We start from the raw sequence: 16,257 nt of genomic DNA, 5'->3' as shown, positions 1-16,257 counted from the left end.
CCATAAGGCGCCCCCAGGGCCCTGACTATTAACCATATCTCCCATCCCCGACGCCGCGCTGGGCCTCCATCGCCAGCACGAAGTCGGCCGCGCGCTGGAGTCCGATCCAGAGGGTTTGCGGGCCGGGGAAACCGTCGGACTTGCGGTTGAGGAAGCCGCCGAGGCCGGCGATCATGCGCACCATTCGATCCAGCGTAGGTGGGGTGTCGGGCGGGGGCTTGCGCTCGGTGACGATGTAGACGGCGTGCCACTCGGCGGTCTCGAAGACCACGTCGCAAGGCATGTCGGGGCATTCACGTCCGAGCATCGTGAGGAACAGTACTCGCCAGGCGACGATCATGTAGCAGGCGAGCGCCGGTTCCAGACGTTCGCGTTTTTCCAGTTGCAGCTTCTCGATCCGGCAGCCGCTCTTCAGGATGCGGAAATAGACCTCGATTTGCCACCGGCACAGGTACCATTGCAGCTTCTCCAGGGCCTGCGCGGGGGTATCCACGGGCAGGTTGGTGAGCAACAGCCACACCACCGGCTCCTCGCCCGTCGGCGGCGCCGGCTCGCTGGCCAGGAGCGCGGTGATTTCCACCGCGGGCAGGGTGCGATCGGGGCGGCGCGGGGCCGGGAGCGTGATCCGCACAGCCCGCAGTTCTTGATGGACCGTGCGGGCCGTGCACCCATGGCTGGCGGGTCGCTCGAAGGTGGTTGCGGCCAGCACCGGCGCTTCGGCCACCTGTTGACGCAGGGTCTTGCCATCGGCCAGTACCCGGTCGTGCTGGCCGCGGACCAGCCAGTCGGCGGCGGTGTCGGGACAGGGGGCCTCGACAAACAGGTCATAGATGTCGGCCTCACGGTCGGCCACATAGGTCAGGCGGGTGTTCGGAAGTTGCTCGGCCAGTTCGTCGACCTGCCGGTAACCGTCCACCCAGCGCACACTTTCCTTCTCTTCCAGGGCGCGCTTGGGATCTTTGTCCTGCCCCAGGCTGCCGGGCTCACGGACCCACCGGTGGACATTGAGCAGCCCGAGGCACAGCCGCTCGGGAGTCACCGCCAACGTCGGATGCAGATACAGGCCCTGGCGGGTCTCCAGGTTGAGCGGCCCCAGGCCCTGCATGGAAGGTCTGCCGGTATAGTCGAGCTCGCTGGTGTCCTCGATACATAGCACCCGCGGGTGCGCGCCCATCCGCGCGACGGTGCAGGCGATGTGCGGGGCGAGTACGGCCTCGGCGGTGACCGCATCATGGTCGAACGAATAAGCGTTTATCCGTCGTGCGCGCCCAACTGACCCCGAGTCGGAGCGCGACGCCGCGCGCGCACGACGGATAAACGTTTGTTGGACTAATCCGCTCCTGGCACGACGCCTGCTGCGGCCGCGGTCCTCTTTAAGAGAGGGAATTGTATCCCTGAGGCCGGGGCGCCGGTCGGTCCCGGACCACGTTGCAGCACCCGGATGCCGCTCGGTGCGGCACCAAGCGGGCCTCCGCAGGGCTCCGCGGGGCTGGACAACGGGCTATTGAGGACGAAGTGTAGCCCATTTCCCGGATGTTGGGCGAGCGCGAACGCAGGCCGCGGGCGGCCTGTCCCGGACGGCCGGCGGGCGCTGAGGCTTAGCAGGTGGCGGGCATCAGCGAAACCCCCTGACCACGCCGTAGCGGGGCCAGGTGCGCGGTGACGTGCAAGCGCCCAGTGCGGCACTTGGGACAGGGATAGCCGTCAAAGGGCGCCGTCGCCGCCGGTGCCGTGGCGGGTTCCGGCGTCGGCGGCGGGGCCGCCAGCGCCGCACGGATCAGCGCCAGACAGCGCGCCCGGCAGCGGTTGGCCAGGAAACCGAAATGACGAACGCGCATGAACCCTTTGGGTAAGACGTGCAGCAGGAAGCGCCGGATCAGTTCCTCGCCGGTCAGGGTCATGACCTTGTTGCGACTGCCGTCGCGGTAGTCCTTGTAGCGGACGTCCACCGTGTCGTCCTCTTCATCGAAGGCCAGCAGCCGCCGGTCCGACAGGGCGATGCGATGGCTGTAGCGGCCCAAGTACTCGATCACGGTGTCGGTGCGCGCCAGACAAGGCTTGGAATAGACCACCCACTCGGGCTGCATCAGGGCGTTGAGGACGCGGTCAACCTCCGCGGCCGTGAGGCGCGACAGTCGCCCGTCTTTGAAGGCCCGGCGCAACCGGCTGACCAAACCGCCGCGGAAGTGCCGCGACAGCGCCCGCACCGGGAACAGATAGGTACTCTTGGCCGGATGCCAGGTCCCGTCGGCGCCAAAGGCCCCGCCCGGCACCAGACAGTGCAGGTGGACATGGCGTACCAGCGTCTGCCCCCAGGTGTGCAGCATCGCCGTCATCCCCAACTGCCCGTCCAGGCGCTTGGGGTCCTCAGCGAAGGCGGACAGGGTCGCCCACACCGTCTCGAACAGCAAGGCGTAGATCACCTCGGGGTGGACCTCGACCCAGCCGTTGAGGGTGTCGGGTAGCGTGAAGACCAGATGGTGATAGGTCACCGGCAGCACCGCCGCACGCTGGCGTTCGACCCATTCCTCGGAGGCCCGGCGTTGGCAGCGCGGGCAATGGCGATCACGGCAGGCGTGATAGAGGAAGGGGCAATCCCCACACTGGTCGCATTCCAGGGCGAAGCCGCCCAGCGCGGCGGTACGACAGTCCAGGATGTGATGACAGACCTGCCATTGGTGCGGGCTCAACGGGTGATGTTCGGCATAACCGGACAGGCACGCCGCCATGACCGCTTGCAGGGAGGTATTAGCCATGGCCGGCCTCCAATTGGGCAAGCAGGTCCAGGGTCCCTTCGCCCTCGCTGGCACTGGGCAGCCAATGCACATAGCGCAGGGTGGTCTGGATGCTGCGGTGGCCCATCAACCGTTGCAGGCGCTCCACCGACAACCCGCCCGCCAATTGATGGGTGGCGTAGGCGTGGCGCAGCCCATGGATCCCGCCGACCGTGGTTACGCCGGCCTGGCGCTTGGCGTCGGTGAAGGCCTTCTGCAAGCCGGTCGGCGACAGCGGCGTCCCGGCGCGCCCGGCGAACAGCCAATCCGCTGGCCGATAGAGGCGCCAATAGTCCCGCAACGCCTCCAGCAGGGTCGGTGAGAGTGGGACCAGGCGGTCCTTCGCCCCCTTGCCCTGGGTGATCCGCAGCAGTCGGCGCTCGCCGTCGATGTCCTGCACCCGCAGGGCCAGGACTTCGCTCAGGCGCAGTCCGCAGCCATAGCAGACCGTCAACATCATGCGGTAACGCGGATTGTCGCAGGCGGCCAGGATGGCGGCGACCGCGCCGCGGGTGAGCAGCTCCGGGATGCGCTGCGGGCGCTTGGGTAAGGTGACCTCCAGGTCGACCGTCGGCCAGCCGAGCACCCGCAGATAGAAGAAGCGGATGCCGTTGTACATCAGCCGCACGCTGGCCGGGGCCAAACTGCGCTGCACCACCAGATGCTCGAAGTAGCGCGTGAGATCGGCGTGCTCCAGGGTGTCCGGGGAGCGCCGGGTGAATTTGGCGAGGTCACGCACCGCGTCGAGATAGCTTTCGTGGGTGCGCGGCGAGAAGCCATGCATCTGCATGGCCGTGATCATCTGCTGACGCAGGGGTGTCATCGTCTGGTTCTCGGTCAACGACCCGGAGTGGGCCGTTACGAGTGTGGACGATGGGGGACGGGGCGGGGCCGCGGGTAACCGTGGGACGGCTGGGCTTATCCGCGCTTCATTCGCTATTCAATGGCGCTGCGGGATGGCCGCGGAAGGCCCCGCGGAGCGGATTAGTTCAACAGGCGATAGGCCGCGCGGGTTTCGCGCCAGCCACCGCAGGCGGCGGGAATGCTCACCGTGGGTTTCTCCCCGAGCTTGGCCAACACCCGGCGCGCGCGCCGGTTCAGACGTTGATCGCCCAAGTCGATGCCGTCGAGCTCGGCGGCCAGGGCGCTCATGCGACCCCCAGCAGGGCGCGGAAATCCGCCGCCAGCGGATAGACATAGAGCGCCTTGCGCGGCAGCGCCGCCTGGTGGGTGCGGTCGCATTTGCCGCGCCCCGCGGTCTCGCCAAGATAGCGCCAGTTGGCCGCGCGGTAGCAGGTACCACGAAACCGGGGCGTCTCCACAAAGGTCTCCAACAGGACCGGGCGCTCGCCATAGCGCGCGGCGAAGTCCTCGCCGACCCGCGCGGCGGCCAGTGCCAAGACCTTGGAGGCGAGGTTCTTCACCTGCACCCAGGGCAGGATGAGAAAGCGGGCGTTGTTGAGCACGCGTCCCAGATGGGCCTCACGGGCGGGGCGCTCCCAGCCGATCCAGCGGTCGCGCGCCGCGACCTTCCAGGCCGCCGCCCCGAAGCCGAGCGCACCCAAGAGCCCGTGATCCGACTGGATCAGATAGCGCAGTTGCGCACCGGGCAGCGGCGTGTAGCCCAGGTAGTGCCAGCGCTCGATCAGCCCGTTCCACAGCCGCGAGGCGCTCCGATCGGCGACCGGCGCCAGGCGCAGACCGCTCAGTTGCCCGACCGATCCCGCCAGCGGCTGCTCGCTCGGCCAGGCACTCGGTTGCTTCACCAGGCCGCGACCGTTACCGTTGCCGTTGCGCGCCGCCGGCAGTTCGATCAGCCCCGCACGGTGCAGGCGCAGCAGTCCCACCCGGCAACTCATCAGCTTCGGGCGGCCCAGGGTGTCATGCCACCCCAGCGCCGCACAGACCCGTCGCGCCACCTCGGCGCGCAACGGCGGGGCGGCGGCGTCGATGGCCCGCCGAATCGTCTCCAGGTCCGCCGCACTCAGCGGCCGTCCGCACAGCTTGCCAACACGTGCCTCGGTCATCTACCTTTGCCCCATCGCTCGCGATGGGAACGAATTTCACCAGCTTTGCTGCTCTGTGTCCAGCACCGGCGCCGCGCGCCGGCCAGCCGAGATGTGGGTAATAGTCAGCCCAGGGCCCCCACCGTATCCCAGACGCCGAGAAAATGGATGTCCTTCTTCGGCCACCCATAGGTGTCCTGGAAGGCCAGGGATCGTTGCGAGCCGGGCTGCCACTCGGGCGTCTTGTCCCGGTATCGCTCATAGGCCTCGTTGATCTTATGAAAATTGACCCGCCGGATGATGCCGAGGTTATCGATAAGCCCGGCGATACTGCGAGCGGTATAGGCCCCGCGGCTGAAGCCGAACAGGAAGATCCGGTCCCCGTCCTCGTAGTTGCTGCAGATGGCCTTATAGCCGCTCTTGATATTGTCGGAAATACCGTATCCGAAGCCGCCACCGGTGATGCGGTCGCGGAAACTCGTTCCGACGCCGGGGATGTAATGCACGATCTGCGGGATTCCGGTCGCATCGCAGGGGGTGACGGCCTCGAACAGCTTGGCCACGTTGGTGGGGCAGGGTTTGCCGTTCTTGGACTCTTGGTCCGGGCTGTTCCAGGTGCCGTCGCAAAAGACGATGATGTTCTTCGGATGCATGGTGCCTTTCCTCGCGATTATCGCCGCACGCCTGAAGCGGTACCTGACGGAGCGGACACTCAACCGCCTGAGGCGACCCGGGAGTGAGGATAACGCCACCGCGGGCAGGGGACAAGCCCGGCGGAGGCCTGGTCCGGCCTGGTCCGCCCTGGGGCATCGACTCCGATCAAAGACCGCGCCGGTCGCGGCGCGGAACTGGTGACTTCGTTACTTTTTGCCTATCGTCGCGGTCGACAACAAGGATCTTCATCAGACCCGTGGCCCGCGCCCGGATTTGCGCAGGAAATCACTGATCAGTAATATTATCTTTAAGTTTGACAGCCCCCCTCAGGCTTGCTAGCGTGGCCCGGCTACACCTAACGTGAGGACATCAAAATAATGGCACGCATCGTGATACTGGGCGCCGGCATCTCCGGACACACCGTGGCCCGCTACCTGAGCCTCTGGCTCGGCAGGAAGCACCAGGTGACCGTGGTCTCGCCCAAGCCCAAGTGGAACTGGATCCCCTCCAACGTCTGGGTCGGCTGCGGTGAAATGACCGTGGAGCAGGTGACCTTCGACCTGGCTCCCGTGTACGCGAAGGCCGGCGTGGAGTTCGTGCAGGCCCGCGCCCTCTCGACCCACCCGGAGGGGGACGCCACCCGCGCACGCCCCTTCGTCCGCGTCGAGTACACGGAGAGTTCCCGCGCCGGCCAGACCGAGGACCTGGACTACGATTACCTGGTCAATGCCACCGGACCCAAGCTCAACTTCGGCGGCACCCCGGGCCTGGGCCCCGAGGGGGGCCACACCGTCTCGGTCTGTACCCCCGAACACGCGCTGCAGGCAAACGCGCAGTTGCAGCAGTGCATCCAGGCCATGAAGAAGGGCGAGCGGCGGCGCTTCGTCGTCGGCACCGGCCATGGCATGTGCACCTGCCAGGGGGCGGCCTTTGAATACATCTATAACGTCGATTATGTCCTGCGCAAGGCGGGCGTGCGCGAGCTGGCCGATATCGTCTGGATCAGCAATGAATACGAGCTGGGCGACTTCGGGATGGGCGGCGTGCATATCCACCGCGGCGGCTATGTCACGAACGGCAAGATCTTTGCCGAATCGCTGATGGTGGAGCGCGGCATCGGTTGGATCACGCGGGCGGCGGTCAACAAGGTCGAACCCGGCAAGCTCCATTACGAGACCCTGGATGGGGCCTACCATGAGTTGGACTTTGACTTTGCGATGCTGATCCCGCCCTTCGCCGGGGTCGGGCTCAAGGCCTTCGACAAGGCCGGGGCCGACATCACCGGGGAGGTCTTTGCCCCCAACGGTTTCATGAAGGTGGACGCGGACTACCAGCCGAAGGCCTTTGAGGAATGGAGCAAGAACGACTGGCCCAAGACCTATGAGTCGCCGAAATACAAGAACGTCTTCGCGGTCGGCATCGCCTTCGCCCCCCCGCACCCGATCAGCAAGGTGATGAAGAGCCCGAACGGGACCCAGATCAGCCCGACGCCGCCGCGCACCGGGATGCCGTCGGCCGCCATCGGCCGGGCGGTCGCGGCGAATATCCGTGACCTGGTGAGCGGCAAGATCAAGACCCCGGTCCATACCGCCTCCATGGGCGAGATGGGCGCCGCCTGCGTCGCCTCGACCGGCTCCGATATCTTCAAGGGGACGGCGGCAACCATGACCGTCTATCCGGTAGTGCCGGACTACGAGACCTATCCCGAATACGGTCGCGACCCGAGCCTGACCTTCGGCGAGATCGGGCTGGCCGGGCATTGGATGAAGTGGATCCTGCACTATGTCTTCATGTATCAGGCGAAACTGCGGCCCGGCTGGTCGATCCTGCCGGATTGATGGGCGCGCCGCGGCGCTGAACTGAACGGCGGACGGTCGCGGCCGGCGGCAGGGCCGACCGGGCGCGACCGTCCGCAAGACCCCGTCGTTGTTGCAACCCCTGGAGGCACCATGACCGCCAAGAACAAAGAACCCTATCAGCAGGCTTATTACCCGCCGGTACCCACGCCCTTCGTCAAGTACATGCGCACGTCGCTCGCCTGGCAGTTCATCCGCTTCTGGATCATCAATTACAAGATCCTCAGGCTGCTGCTCAAGTCCGGTCACTGACCCGGTGGGAGCGGCTTCAGCCGCGACGCGACCGCGCAAGTTGCCGTAGCCTCGTCGCGGCGTAAGTCGTTCTCACGCACGACTTTCATCCTAGAAAGAGTATTTGGCCGCAAATGAACGCAAATAAGCGCAAATAGATCTGCTGGTTGGCATTGCCGCGGGCGTCTCCCGGACGCTGAACATGCAGCAAACGCCAAGTCTCTGGTTATTTGCGTCCATTTGCGTTCGTTTGCGGCTAAATTGTTTTTTTGGGTTCATGGTCCGGGGTGGCTGACCTTGCTGCCGTAGCCGTTAACCGGTCGAGAATGCTCCGCAACGACGCACCTTTTGCGACTCACCCAAGGGCGTCCTGGCGCTCGGCGCTCCAGTGGCTCGCCGCGCTGCTGCTCACCGCACTGATCGCGGTCGGCAGCGCCGCCTGGTGGCTGGGGGGCCAGCAATTCGCACCCAACCTGCACCCCGTGGGTGCGCCGCCGGTCGAACTCGGTGCCCGTGCGGTCAGCTTCACGAGCCTGAGTGGCCGCCCGGTCTCCGGTTGGCTCATCCCCGGTACCGGCGCTGCCGCGGTGCTCCTGCTGCATGGCAGCGGCGGGGACCGGCGCAGCCTCATGGGTCGTGCCCGGTTCCTGCATGAGGCGGGCTACACGGTGCTGAGCATCGACCTCCAAGGCAGCGGCGAGAGCCCCGGGACCCACGAGACGCTGGGCTTTCTGGAGTCACTCGACGCCCAGGCCGCCGTGACCTACCTGCGCACGGCGCTCGGCGCGCGCCGGGTCGGGCTCATCGGCTTTTCGCTGGGCGGCGCCGCGGCCCTGCTGGGTCCCCAGGGGCCGGTAGCCGCGGATGCACTGGTGCTGGAGGCGGTCTATCCGACCATCGAGGAGGCCCTGGCGAACCGTATCCGCCTCCGGCTCGGCCCCTGGTCCGGCTGGCTGTACCCGTTCTTTACCTGGCAGATCCGTCCGCGCCTCGGGCTCGCCCCCGCGGACCTGCGCCCGATCGAGCGGATCGGGGCCGTCACCGTGCCGGTCTTTGTGATCGGCGGTAGGGCGGATCGGCATACCACCCCGGCAGAGACCCGGCGGCTGTACGCCGCCGCGCCCGAGCCGAAGCGTCTGTGGCTCGTCCCCGGCGCGGTCCACGGTGACCTGTACGCGGCGGCGCCGTTGGAGTATCAGCGGCGGGTGCTGGCGTTCCTCGCCGCGGCCCTGGGGCCGCGGGACCAGCAGTGATCAGGTGATCAGGGGGGTGCGATCAGAACTGATGTTTTAACGCATATATCGTATGGTAAGCATCGCGTGCCCGCCAAGCTGCCACGGCCGCCGGAGCCGGGCACGCGATGCGTACCCTACAGTTACGGTTACCGGACGTTCTCGCGGACCGGGCGTCGTTGTCGTTGTCGTAATCGTGGTCGGATTATTCGATTACGACAACGACAACGACAACGACAACGACAGCGTACCCGGGATCGCCGCCACCACATCAGTTCTGATCGCACCCTACGAGATGGCCGGGGTCTGCCGCAAGAACTGGTCGTCAGTGAGTTGCTTGAGTACGAACTGGGCCACATCGGCGCGCGACACCTGTCGGGCCCGGATGGATTTTGCCAGCCCCGCGGCGTAGGTGCCGGTCAGCGGCCCGTCGGTCAGGCCGCCCGGGCGCACGATGGTCCAGTCCAGACCGCTCGCACGGATCAGCCGCTCCTGCTCCTCCTTCGCCGCCATGATCTTTTTCAGGGCGATCTGCATCACGATCCTGAAGATGAACGACATCTGTTGGGCGCTGTCGCCGACCCCCATGGAGGTCACCGCGATCAGGCGGCGCACCCCCTGTGACTGCATGGCCGCGAGGATGGCGGCGGTGCCGCGCGACTCGATGGGCGCGGCGCCCGGACGGGTCCCCAGGACACAGATCACCGCGTCGGTCGCCCGCACGCAGTCGTCGACCGCCGTTTGATCCAGGACATCGCCGACGATCGGCGTGAGTCCGGGGCAGTCGGCGGGGACCTTGTCCGGGTCGCGCACCAGGGCCTGGACCTGATGGCCTTGCGCCAGGGCCTGCTGCAGGACCTCGCGGCCGGTGCCGCCGGTGGCGCCGAAGAGTGCGATATTCATGCGGTGGTGGTCTCCTTCATCGCTGTGGATGGATTTGTGGGGGGCGCGGCCCTCGCCCGGGCGCGCGCTTCTGCGGTTAATATGGGGGCCGATCCCTGAACCAACATCAGGACCTTGCCCCGCCGTCGGCGCGCGCTGTCACCCCTGACAACCGCGGCGCCTGGCGGTCCACTCAAGCCCCCCACTGGAGGACCCATGATCCAGCTCTCCTATATCAGCTCCGCCACCGAGCCCATGTCGACCCACGACCTGCTGGCGCTCCTGCGGGGGTGCCGGGAAGGCAACGCCGACCGCGGTGTGACCGGCATGTTGCTCTACGGTAACGCGACCTTTCTGCAGGTGCTGGAGGGCGAGGAGGGCGTTGTCGATGACCTGCTCGAGCGCATCCGCCGCGACCCGCGCCATACCGGTCTGCAGGTGCTGCATCGCAAGTCGATTGAGCGCCGTCAATACTCGGACTGGAGCATGGGGTTCAAACGGGTCGCGGACAAGGAGTTGGGCCAGGTCGAGGGTTTGCGTGATTTCGCCGAGAAGGATTTCAACCCCGCCTTTCTTACGCAACACAGCGCCGTGGTCGAGAGCCTGATGAATCATTTCCGCAAGGAGCGCTTCAAGGCGATCGGCCAGGGTGAATTGGGTGTCGATGAAGAAGACCGGATGATCAATGTCCTGCACCGCATCATCCGGGGTGCCGTGCGGGTGCTTGCGGTGGCGATGGTCGTCACCATCCTGTGGGGCGTCGTGGACGTGCTCACCGTACTCTATTACGAGCTGTTCCGGCCGGGGATCGAGGAACTCAAGATCCATGATATCGTCATTACCTTCGGCGCCTTCCTGGCGGTGCTGATCGCAATCGAGATCTTCATGAATATCACCCTGTATCTGCGCGACGATGTGGTCCACGTCAAACTGGTGATCGCCACCGCCCTGATGGCGATCGCGCGCAAGGTCATCGTCTTCGACTTCCACAAGCTCGAGCCCATGTACGTCCTGGCCACCGCCGCGGTGGCGTTGGCGCTCGGTATCGTCTATTGGCTCATGGATCGCAAGACGCTCTGGGGCGAGGCGGGGTCGCGGCATTCGAGTCACTAATATCGCGAAGGGCTCATCTAATCCAAAAATCCACAGATGAACACAGATTTTCTTTGAATTGTCATGCGCTTATCGCTATTGTCACAATCGTCGGCAAGGTGAGTCACCGACCAAGCGTAAGTCAACGAACAATCCGTGAGGAGTAATAATCGATGCTCATCTGTGTTCATCTGTGTTCATCTGTGGATAACTGCTCTTTCCAGGCCAATTGGTAGCGAGGATTCCGCTTGACGGTACCGGAGCCTGATGAAGGAATAGCCCGCGTGCGCTCGCGAAGCGGCGGCCGTGGGTGGATGGCCTCTCCGGGTCAAGGAACCCGATTGGTACAGGGTCCGCGCCTGGTCGCGCCAGGCCGACGAGGTCCGCGACCGCCGCGACCGCGGCCGCGATGATGGCCGCACGCCGTGCCGCGGACCCGCGATCTCCGTCCGAGCAAACGGCTCGGCAGAGCCAATCCGTGGGTGACTCGAAGTCGCAATGACCGGCCCCGCGGATACGGGCGACCCGCCCGCCGGGACTGGCCGCGAACACCTTAAGCCCATTGTTATGCGCATTGCACGCGGCCGGGTCGCCCGCGAGGCCCAGCAGCGGCCGGTCCAGGGCGCGCGCCATCCCGACCCCAAGGCCGGCCTGGTCCACCAGGTCCAGGGCCAGGGCGCCGCGGGTATGCGGGTCCAGCCGCCCGGCGATCAGGGCCGCCAGGGCCCCGGCCGAGAAGCCGCCATAGACCACCTGCCGCGCGCCGAGCCGGCGGGCGACCGCGATCATTGCCAGGGCGTTGCGCACCGGCGCTCCATCCCAGGGGCGGCTGCACTGGGACAGGGTCACCGCCGGGATGCCCTGGTCCGCCAAGGCCCGGGCCAGCCCGCTGAGGTGGCGCCGATCACGCAGGAAGCCGGGGGCCAGGATGACCGGGACCGCGGTGCGCGGGCGCCGGGGTTCAAAGCGGGTGGTGTCGATCGGGCAGCCGGTGTCTGATTGGATGGAGCCCCGCCCGACGGTGATGCCCCTGTTTCCCGCCAAGTATTGGAGCCTGGGCGCCGCGCCGCCGACGATGGTGCCCGGACCGTCCGCGTCGCCCCGGCCCAATCCGGAGCACCCGGCGATGGCGATGGCCGCCGCCACCCAGACCATGGCTGCGAGTCCGCCGACCCGCCCTGACGCGCGCGGCCGGGCGGATGGCTGAGTCTGGGGTTGCGCTCGGGGATTCATCGTCACTCTCAGATGGGGGTGATCCAGGATAAACTCCCTGGATTTGCAGCGTCGCGGCGCGACGTTAACGGCAAAGCTCGACCTCCAGTGCAGGCCTGATCGCCCCGGTGGGAGCGGCTTCAGCCGCGACGCGACCGCGCAAGCTGGCGTCGTCGCTAGGGTATCTCCGCTTGGGCAGATAGTCCGGGAAGCGCTGCTTCCCGAGTTGGATAAACGCAATGGAGCCGTTTCGTATGGCGACCGAACCGACCGAACCGATCGAGGTTGAAGCCCTGCAACGGCAGATCGCGCAATTGCAGGCCAAACTCGCCGCCGCGCAACAGGCGAATCTGTGGATGATCTTGTGGGCGGGCGCGACGAGATGCGCGTTGTGGTCACCTGCCGCACGGCCGCCTACCGCAGCCGGGGCACTGCCCTGGATGCCTGGTTTCGGGAGATCCTGGTCCAGCCGCTCGAATTCAACGACCATATAGCCCCAATGGTGCGGCCTGCCCCTGTTTCTTAAGCCCCGTTTTCTCTTCGATCTGAACTCCGTGACTCCGATCCTAAGCCTCCCGGAGGGTGTGCGGGGATGCTCTTCCCGCGCTGCGGCCCGCGCTGGTGGCTCGCCCATGACCCCGCCCAGCCCGCAACCGGCGAGCCCAGTCGCCGAGCCCCCTGGGAGCGCCGCACCCCAGTGCGGCGCGGCCTCGCGTGCGACTGCGGCCTTGCGTCCTGGCGATAGACCGCGCCGCACTGGGGTGCGGCGCTCCCAGTGGCGGATCAATGCCGGCGATGGCCCCGCGGGCGGCGCACACCCTTTCGTCGCGTGCCCAGGCCCCGAGACGCCGCAAGCATTGCCGATGCGCCGACGGCGCCCCCGTCCGGCTGAAGCCTCGACCTCCGGTTGCTTCGCGGGCCCAAGCACTGCTTGGGCATGGGGTCCGGCAAGCGCCGCCGTCCGAGCCGGCGCGGGCGCTGCCCGACCAGAGGGGCAATCACTCAGGCCCAGGCGCCGCTATCGCTGACTCGGTACCGCGGCCCCCGGCGTCAGGATCATGACGCTCAATCACCAGGTCCCAATCACCGGGCCCGTTCGTGTCCCGGTGAACGGGGTTGCTATACTGTGCAGTCGGCAGGACGCCCGCGGGCGTCGGCCACCCCGGAGTTTCTCCCTTCATCGCGCAACCGCGACAGGATTTCCATGAATCTCAGCAACGTACATACACTGAATTTCCCCGGTGACCGCGGCGCCGCGCGCCGCGTGGCCCTGCCCGACGCCCTGGACGCCGAGCGCGCCCGGATCGCGGTCCCCGGTTTCGGGCAACTGAGCTACTACAGCACCGGCCCCGGTCAGGGCCGCCCGCTGGTGTTGGTGCACAGCATCAACGCCGCCCCCAGCGCCTATGAGATGAAGCCGCTGTTCGACCGCTACCGCGGGCAGCGCCCCGTGCTGGCGCCGGACCTGCCGGGCTTCGGGTTCACCGACCGGCCGGACATCCACTACCAGCCGGATGTCTATGTGAAGGCCCTGACCGAGTTCCTGCGCCGGGTGGCGACGCAGCCGGTGGACCTGGTCTCGCTGTCGCTGGGCGGTGAGTTCGCCGCCCGGGTCGCCGCCGAGGCGCCGGAGCTGGTCAACTCACTGGTGCTGATCTCGCCCACCGGGTTCAGTACCCGCACCATCCCCGGCGGCAAGACGGGGATGCGCATCCATGGCGTGATCAGCCTGCCCGGACTGGGCCAGGGGGCCTATGCGCTGCTGACCACCAGGCCCAGCATCCGCTACTTCCTGGGCAAGTCGTTCGTCGGCCCGGTGCCGGCGGCGATGGTCGAGTATGCCTATGCGACAACCCACCAGCCCGGCGCCCGCTTCGCCCCGCTGTGCTTCCTGGCCGGACAGATCTTTACCCCGGACGCGCCCAATCGGATCTATGCCGGGGTGAAGCAGCCGGTGCTGGTGATCTACGATCAGGACCCGAACATCGACTTCGACCACCTGGCGCCCTTCCTGCGCGGCCGGGCCAACTGGCAGGCGCAGCGCATTGGTCCGACCCTCGGCGTCCCGCATTGGGAGAAGCTGCCCGAAACCGCGGCGGCCATGGAGACGTTCTGGGCGGCACAGGGCTGAGGGACGGCCTTGGTCCCGGCGGGAGGCGGGGAGCCGGGGTCGGGGACGGTATTGCGCGGTCTGCCTGAGCCCTGCTTATTGATCGGGCATCCCGCGGGCCGCGGGGGTGTTGGTCCGCACAGCGGACCCTACGGCGCAACGGCACCCGTAGGGTCCGCTGTGCGGACCGATGACCGCAGGTTCTCTCAGCCCCGCAGCGCCGCCAGCCCCAGCCCCACTCCCAGGGCCAGCACCGAGCACAGCAGAATCAGGCCCAGGGCTCGGCGCAGGTGCCCGGCATCCAGATCAATGGGCCAGGCCGGGTCCCCCAGATAGGCGTAGTCGCGCAGCGCCCCGCCGTAGCGGGTCGGGCCGACCAAGCGTACCCGCAGGGCGCCGGCGCACGCGGCCTCGCTCCAGCCGGAGTTGGGGCTGGGCAGCCGGGCGTGGTCGCGCCAGGCGGTGCGCACCGCGAGCCAGGGGTGCAGGCCAAGCGGCACGGCGGCGAGCGCGATCAGGGGCACCGACAGGCGTGCCGGCAGCCAGTGCACCAGGTCATCCGAGCGCGCCCCCGCCCAGCCGAAGCGGCCATACCTGGCGTTGCGATAACCGACCATCGAATCCAGGGTCGACACCGCTTTGACGATAATCAGCCCCGGCAGGCCGAACAGGCACAGTGCCCACAGGGGTGTCAGTACCCCATCGGTGAGGTTCTCCGCCAGGCTCTCGATGGTGGCGCGCACGATGCCGCCGCGCCCGAGCGGCTCGGTGTCGCGCCCGACCAACAGCGAGAGGCGTTGCCGGGCGCTCGGCAGGTCGTCCAGGGCCGCCAGGACGCGCCGCCCATGCACCAGCAGGTCACGCATACACAGCAGGCTGTAGGCGATGAAGCAGTCCCAGGCCAGGGCCAGCCAGGGGTGCCATAGCGCCAGGCCCAACCGCACCGCCCACCAGACCGCCAGGGCCCCGCCGACGACCAGGAACCAGTGCAATACACCCCCGAACCGGCCGTTGAGGCCGACGCCGAACAGTGCCTGCTCCCCGACCAGGCTCAGGGCGCCGATCAAGCGGACCGGGTGCAGCCGATAGACCGGATCGCCGAACAGGGCGTCCAGCAGGCAGGCGGTGAGGATGACGCCCAGGTGTGGGCTGAAGTCGATTGGCACGAGTATCCTGGCGCTATCGTAAGCGCGGGCGAGCAGGCAGTGGTGAGGTTGTTCGCGAGGCTGCGAACGTTGGGTGAAGTGGGTGATTGTGCTCCGCGCGGTCCTGATCATGGTTCCGGCCACTGCGCTTGCCGCTGGTCCGCACAGCGGACCCTACGGGCTCGGAGCCGGCCGTAGGGTCCGCTGTGCGGACCGAGCGCTGCTCAAAGACCCAAGCCTCGCGCCTTTACTGGAAGACCCATGTTGGTCAGTTGTCTGTGGCGATATCGGTTCGACCAAAATCGTCCCCCTTGTAGAGTAGGGGCTCGCCGGTTTGTTTGGCCAGGGCATAGGCGAAGCAGTCACCGAAGTTGAGACCTGCCGGATGGCGACCCTTGCCGAAATCCAGAAAGGCTTGGGCCGCCAACCGGCATTGGTCGGCAGTGAATGGCTCGATCTCGACCGCCGCCGCGGCGAGCCAGGCCTCCAGTTCCGCGGCGATCTCCAGATTGGCCGCCACGATCCGGCATTCAAGAAGGCTTGCGGTGCTCAGTCGCCGACGAGGTGCTGCTGCGATCGACTGCTGCAACCGGTCCGATTCGGGTTCACCACGCAGGATGGCGATGATCGCTGAGGTATCGATAACCATCAGCTTGGCAGGCCGTTTTCGTCGTAGCCGATGATTGCCTCGTGACTGCGCCGGTCGGCGCAGCACTTGTGCGCACTGCGGGCTGCGATCTCGCGCATCTGCTCTAGTCTGGCGCCGCGACTCGCTGTCTCGCGCAGCTGCTTTACTTGTTCGCGCAGTGCGCGAACGACTACGGCCGAGACGCTCTCGTTGGTCAGTTGGGCAATCTCGAGGGCGAGGCGATCCGCTTCCGGGTTGACGATATGAAGTGACATAGGAAATACCTTCTTACTGCTGCCTTGTGGGCTTAGGGGGCCTTGGTCATGACTCCGGGCACGACCCTGGCGGCTGGACAGCGTGGCCCGGGAGGGGCGCCCTTGCGGCCTAGGAACGGCCCAGGCCGCGATGAATACCGATCGCGCAGTAGCCGGAGCG

Annotated in this window: 17 protein-coding genes; 6 read left to right on the top strand and 11 right to left on the bottom strand. The window is 66.9% G+C overall.

Features of this window, described 5'->3' with window-relative positions; translation table 11 throughout:
- Window positions 1-28: 28 nt before the first annotated feature.
- The 6 genes from THSYN_RS32520 to THSYN_RS32495 form a co-directional block, all read right to left on the bottom strand.
- A complete protein-coding gene (locus THSYN_RS32520) occupies window positions 29-1,387 on the bottom strand; it encodes an IS4 family transposase (RefSeq protein WP_418219969.1) in 1,359 nt (452 codons plus the stop codon).
- Between the two features lie 211 nt (window positions 1,388-1,598).
- Window positions 1,599-2,756 (bottom strand): IS91 family transposase, encoded by a 1,158-nt coding sequence (locus tag THSYN_RS32515; protein ID WP_100917452.1) that lies wholly within the window; start codon window positions 2,754-2,756, stop codon window positions 1,599-1,601.
- Window positions 2,749-3,597 carry a tyrosine-type recombinase/integrase gene (locus THSYN_RS32510; RefSeq protein ID WP_100917453.1) on the bottom strand — a complete coding sequence of 283 codons (849 nt, stop codon included), beginning with the start codon at window positions 3,595-3,597 and terminating at the stop codon, window positions 2,749-2,751. The genes THSYN_RS32515 and THSYN_RS32510 overlap by 8 nt, the downstream gene beginning before the upstream one ends.
- A gap of 161 nt (window positions 3,598-3,758) precedes the next feature.
- Window positions 3,759-3,926 carry an IS4/Tn5 family transposase DNA-binding protein gene (locus tag THSYN_RS32505; protein WP_418219967.1) on the bottom strand — a complete coding sequence of 56 codons (168 nt, stop codon included), beginning with the start codon at window positions 3,924-3,926 and terminating at the stop codon, window positions 3,759-3,761.
- Window positions 3,923-4,801 (bottom strand): DUF4338 domain-containing protein, encoded by an 879-nt coding sequence (locus THSYN_RS32500; protein ID WP_100917814.1) that lies wholly within the window; start codon window positions 4,799-4,801, stop codon window positions 3,923-3,925. Before THSYN_RS32500 ends, THSYN_RS32505 begins: the two co-directional genes overlap by 4 nt.
- A gap of 104 nt (window positions 4,802-4,905) precedes the next feature.
- Window positions 4,906-5,433 (bottom strand): phospholipase effector Tle1 domain-containing protein, encoded by a 528-nt coding sequence (locus tag THSYN_RS32495; RefSeq protein WP_100923194.1) that lies wholly within the window; start codon window positions 5,431-5,433, stop codon window positions 4,906-4,908.
- Between the two features lie 378 nt (window positions 5,434-5,811).
- Between THSYN_RS32495 and THSYN_RS32490 the strand changes: the two genes are divergently transcribed.
- The 3 genes from THSYN_RS32490 (at window position 5,812) to THSYN_RS32485 (ending at window position 8,774) form a co-directional block, all read left to right on the top strand.
- Window positions 5,812-7,272: an NAD(P)/FAD-dependent oxidoreductase gene (locus tag THSYN_RS32490; protein WP_100923193.1), complete on the top strand. Its 1,461-nt coding sequence runs from the start codon at window positions 5,812-5,814 to the stop codon at window positions 7,270-7,272.
- 111 nt (window positions 7,273-7,383) lie between these two features.
- Complete coding sequence (locus THSYN_RS35105; RefSeq protein WP_172965425.1) at window positions 7,384-7,542, top strand: hypothetical protein; 159 nt, start codon at window positions 7,384-7,386, stop codon at window positions 7,540-7,542.
- A gap of 305 nt (window positions 7,543-7,847) precedes the next feature.
- Window positions 7,848-8,774, top strand: coding sequence for an alpha/beta hydrolase (locus tag THSYN_RS32485; RefSeq protein ID WP_100923192.1), 927 nt, complete (start codon window positions 7,848-7,850; stop codon window positions 8,772-8,774).
- A 267-nt stretch (window positions 8,775-9,041) separates the two neighbouring features.
- On the opposite strand, the gene THSYN_RS32480 is transcribed toward THSYN_RS32485, so the two are convergent.
- Window positions 9,042-9,656, bottom strand: coding sequence for an NAD(P)-dependent oxidoreductase (locus tag THSYN_RS32480; RefSeq protein WP_100923191.1), 615 nt, complete (start codon window positions 9,654-9,656; stop codon window positions 9,042-9,044).
- 195 nt (window positions 9,657-9,851) lie between these two features.
- On the opposite strand from THSYN_RS32480, the gene THSYN_RS32475 reads away from it, so the two are divergent.
- Window positions 9,852-10,748 carry a phosphate-starvation-inducible PsiE family protein gene (locus tag THSYN_RS32475; protein ID WP_100923190.1) on the top strand — a complete coding sequence of 299 codons (897 nt, stop codon included), beginning with the start codon at window positions 9,852-9,854 and terminating at the stop codon, window positions 10,746-10,748.
- A 156-nt stretch (window positions 10,749-10,904) separates the two neighbouring features.
- Here the strand turns inward: THSYN_RS32475 and THSYN_RS32470 are convergent, their stop codons facing one another.
- Window positions 10,905-11,882 carry a lipase family protein gene (locus tag THSYN_RS32470; protein ID WP_216644830.1) on the bottom strand — a complete coding sequence of 326 codons (978 nt, stop codon included), beginning with the start codon at window positions 11,880-11,882 and terminating at the stop codon, window positions 10,905-10,907.
- 311 nt (window positions 11,883-12,193) lie between these two features.
- On the opposite strand from THSYN_RS32470, the gene THSYN_RS34650 reads away from it, so the two are divergent.
- Both THSYN_RS34650 and THSYN_RS32460 read left to right on the top strand, forming a co-directional pair.
- On the top strand, window positions 12,194-12,433 hold the full coding sequence (locus tag THSYN_RS34650; RefSeq protein ID WP_157818097.1) for a hypothetical protein: 240 nt from the start codon (window positions 12,194-12,196) through the stop codon (window positions 12,431-12,433).
- A 710-nt stretch (window positions 12,434-13,143) separates the two neighbouring features.
- Window positions 13,144-14,070 carry an alpha/beta fold hydrolase gene (locus tag THSYN_RS32460; RefSeq protein WP_100923188.1) on the top strand — a complete coding sequence of 309 codons (927 nt, stop codon included), beginning with the start codon at window positions 13,144-13,146 and terminating at the stop codon, window positions 14,068-14,070.
- A gap of 185 nt (window positions 14,071-14,255) precedes the next feature.
- On the opposite strand, the gene cbiB is transcribed toward THSYN_RS32460, so the two are convergent.
- From cbiB to THSYN_RS32445, 3 genes are all read right to left on the bottom strand, one after another.
- Window positions 14,256-15,209, bottom strand: a complete 954-nt coding sequence (gene cbiB / locus THSYN_RS32455) for an adenosylcobinamide-phosphate synthase CbiB (RefSeq protein ID WP_100923327.1) — start codon at window positions 15,207-15,209, stop codon at window positions 14,256-14,258.
- 253 nt (window positions 15,210-15,462) lie between these two features.
- Entirely contained in the window at window positions 15,463-15,843 is a 381-nt protein-coding gene (locus THSYN_RS32450) for a type II toxin-antitoxin system VapC family toxin (RefSeq protein WP_100923187.1), read from the bottom strand.
- Window positions 15,843-16,097, bottom strand: coding sequence for a type II toxin-antitoxin system VapB family antitoxin (locus THSYN_RS32445; protein ID WP_100923186.1), 255 nt, complete (start codon window positions 16,095-16,097; stop codon window positions 15,843-15,845). The genes THSYN_RS32450 and THSYN_RS32445 overlap by 1 nt, the downstream gene beginning before the upstream one ends.
- Between the last annotated feature and the right edge of the window lie 160 nt (window positions 16,098-16,257).

The sequence above is a fragment of the Candidatus Thiodictyon syntrophicum genome (assembly GCF_002813775.1).
Classification (GTDB): domain Bacteria; phylum Pseudomonadota; class Gammaproteobacteria; order Chromatiales; family Chromatiaceae; genus Thiodictyon; species Thiodictyon syntrophicum.
This window is presented reverse-complemented; position numbering and strand designations above follow the sequence as displayed.

What these genes read in the sequence shown, in the direction of transcription:
- THSYN_RS32515 (WP_100917452.1), bottom strand. Translation starts at nt 2,756, where the DNA reads ATGGCTAATACCTCCCTGCAAGCGGTCATGGCGGCGTGCCTGTCCGGT.
- THSYN_RS32510 (WP_100917453.1), bottom strand. Translation starts at nt 3,597, where the DNA reads ATGACACCCCTGCGTCAGCAGATGATCACGGCCATGCAGATGCATGGC.
- THSYN_RS32505 (WP_418219967.1), bottom strand. Translation starts at nt 3,926, where the DNA reads ATGAGCGCCCTGGCCGCCGAGCTCGACGGCATCGACTTGGGCGATCAA.
- THSYN_RS32500 (WP_100917814.1), bottom strand. Translation starts at nt 4,801, where the DNA reads ATGACCGAGGCACGTGTTGGCAAGCTGTGCGGACGGCCGCTGAGTGCG.
- THSYN_RS32495 (WP_100923194.1), bottom strand. Translation starts at nt 5,433, where the DNA reads ATGCATCCGAAGAACATCATCGTCTTTTGCGACGGCACCTGGAACAGC.
- THSYN_RS32490 (WP_100923193.1), top strand. Translation starts at nt 5,812, where the DNA reads ATGGCACGCATCGTGATACTGGGCGCCGGCATCTCCGGACACACCGTG.
- THSYN_RS35105 (WP_172965425.1), top strand. Translation starts at nt 7,384, where the DNA reads ATGACCGCCAAGAACAAAGAACCCTATCAGCAGGCTTATTACCCGCCG.
- THSYN_RS32485 (WP_100923192.1), top strand. Translation starts at nt 7,848, where the DNA reads ATGCTCCGCAACGACGCACCTTTTGCGACTCACCCAAGGGCGTCCTGG.
- THSYN_RS32480 (WP_100923191.1), bottom strand. Translation starts at nt 9,656, where the DNA reads ATGAATATCGCACTCTTCGGCGCCACCGGCGGCACCGGCCGCGAGGTC.
- THSYN_RS32475 (WP_100923190.1), top strand. Translation starts at nt 9,852, where the DNA reads ATGATCCAGCTCTCCTATATCAGCTCCGCCACCGAGCCCATGTCGACC.
- THSYN_RS32470 (WP_216644830.1), bottom strand. Translation starts at nt 11,882, where the DNA reads ATGGTCTGGGTGGCGGCGGCCATCGCCATCGCCGGGTGCTCCGGATTG.
- THSYN_RS34650 (WP_157818097.1), top strand. Translation starts at nt 12,194, where the DNA reads ATGGCGACCGAACCGACCGAACCGATCGAGGTTGAAGCCCTGCAACGG.
- THSYN_RS32460 (WP_100923188.1), top strand. Translation starts at nt 13,144, where the DNA reads ATGAATCTCAGCAACGTACATACACTGAATTTCCCCGGTGACCGCGGC.
- THSYN_RS32450 (WP_100923187.1), bottom strand. Translation starts at nt 15,843, where the DNA reads ATGGTTATCGATACCTCAGCGATCATCGCCATCCTGCGTGGTGAACCC.
- THSYN_RS32445 (WP_100923186.1), bottom strand. Translation starts at nt 16,097, where the DNA reads ATGTCACTTCATATCGTCAACCCGGAAGCGGATCGCCTCGCCCTCGAG.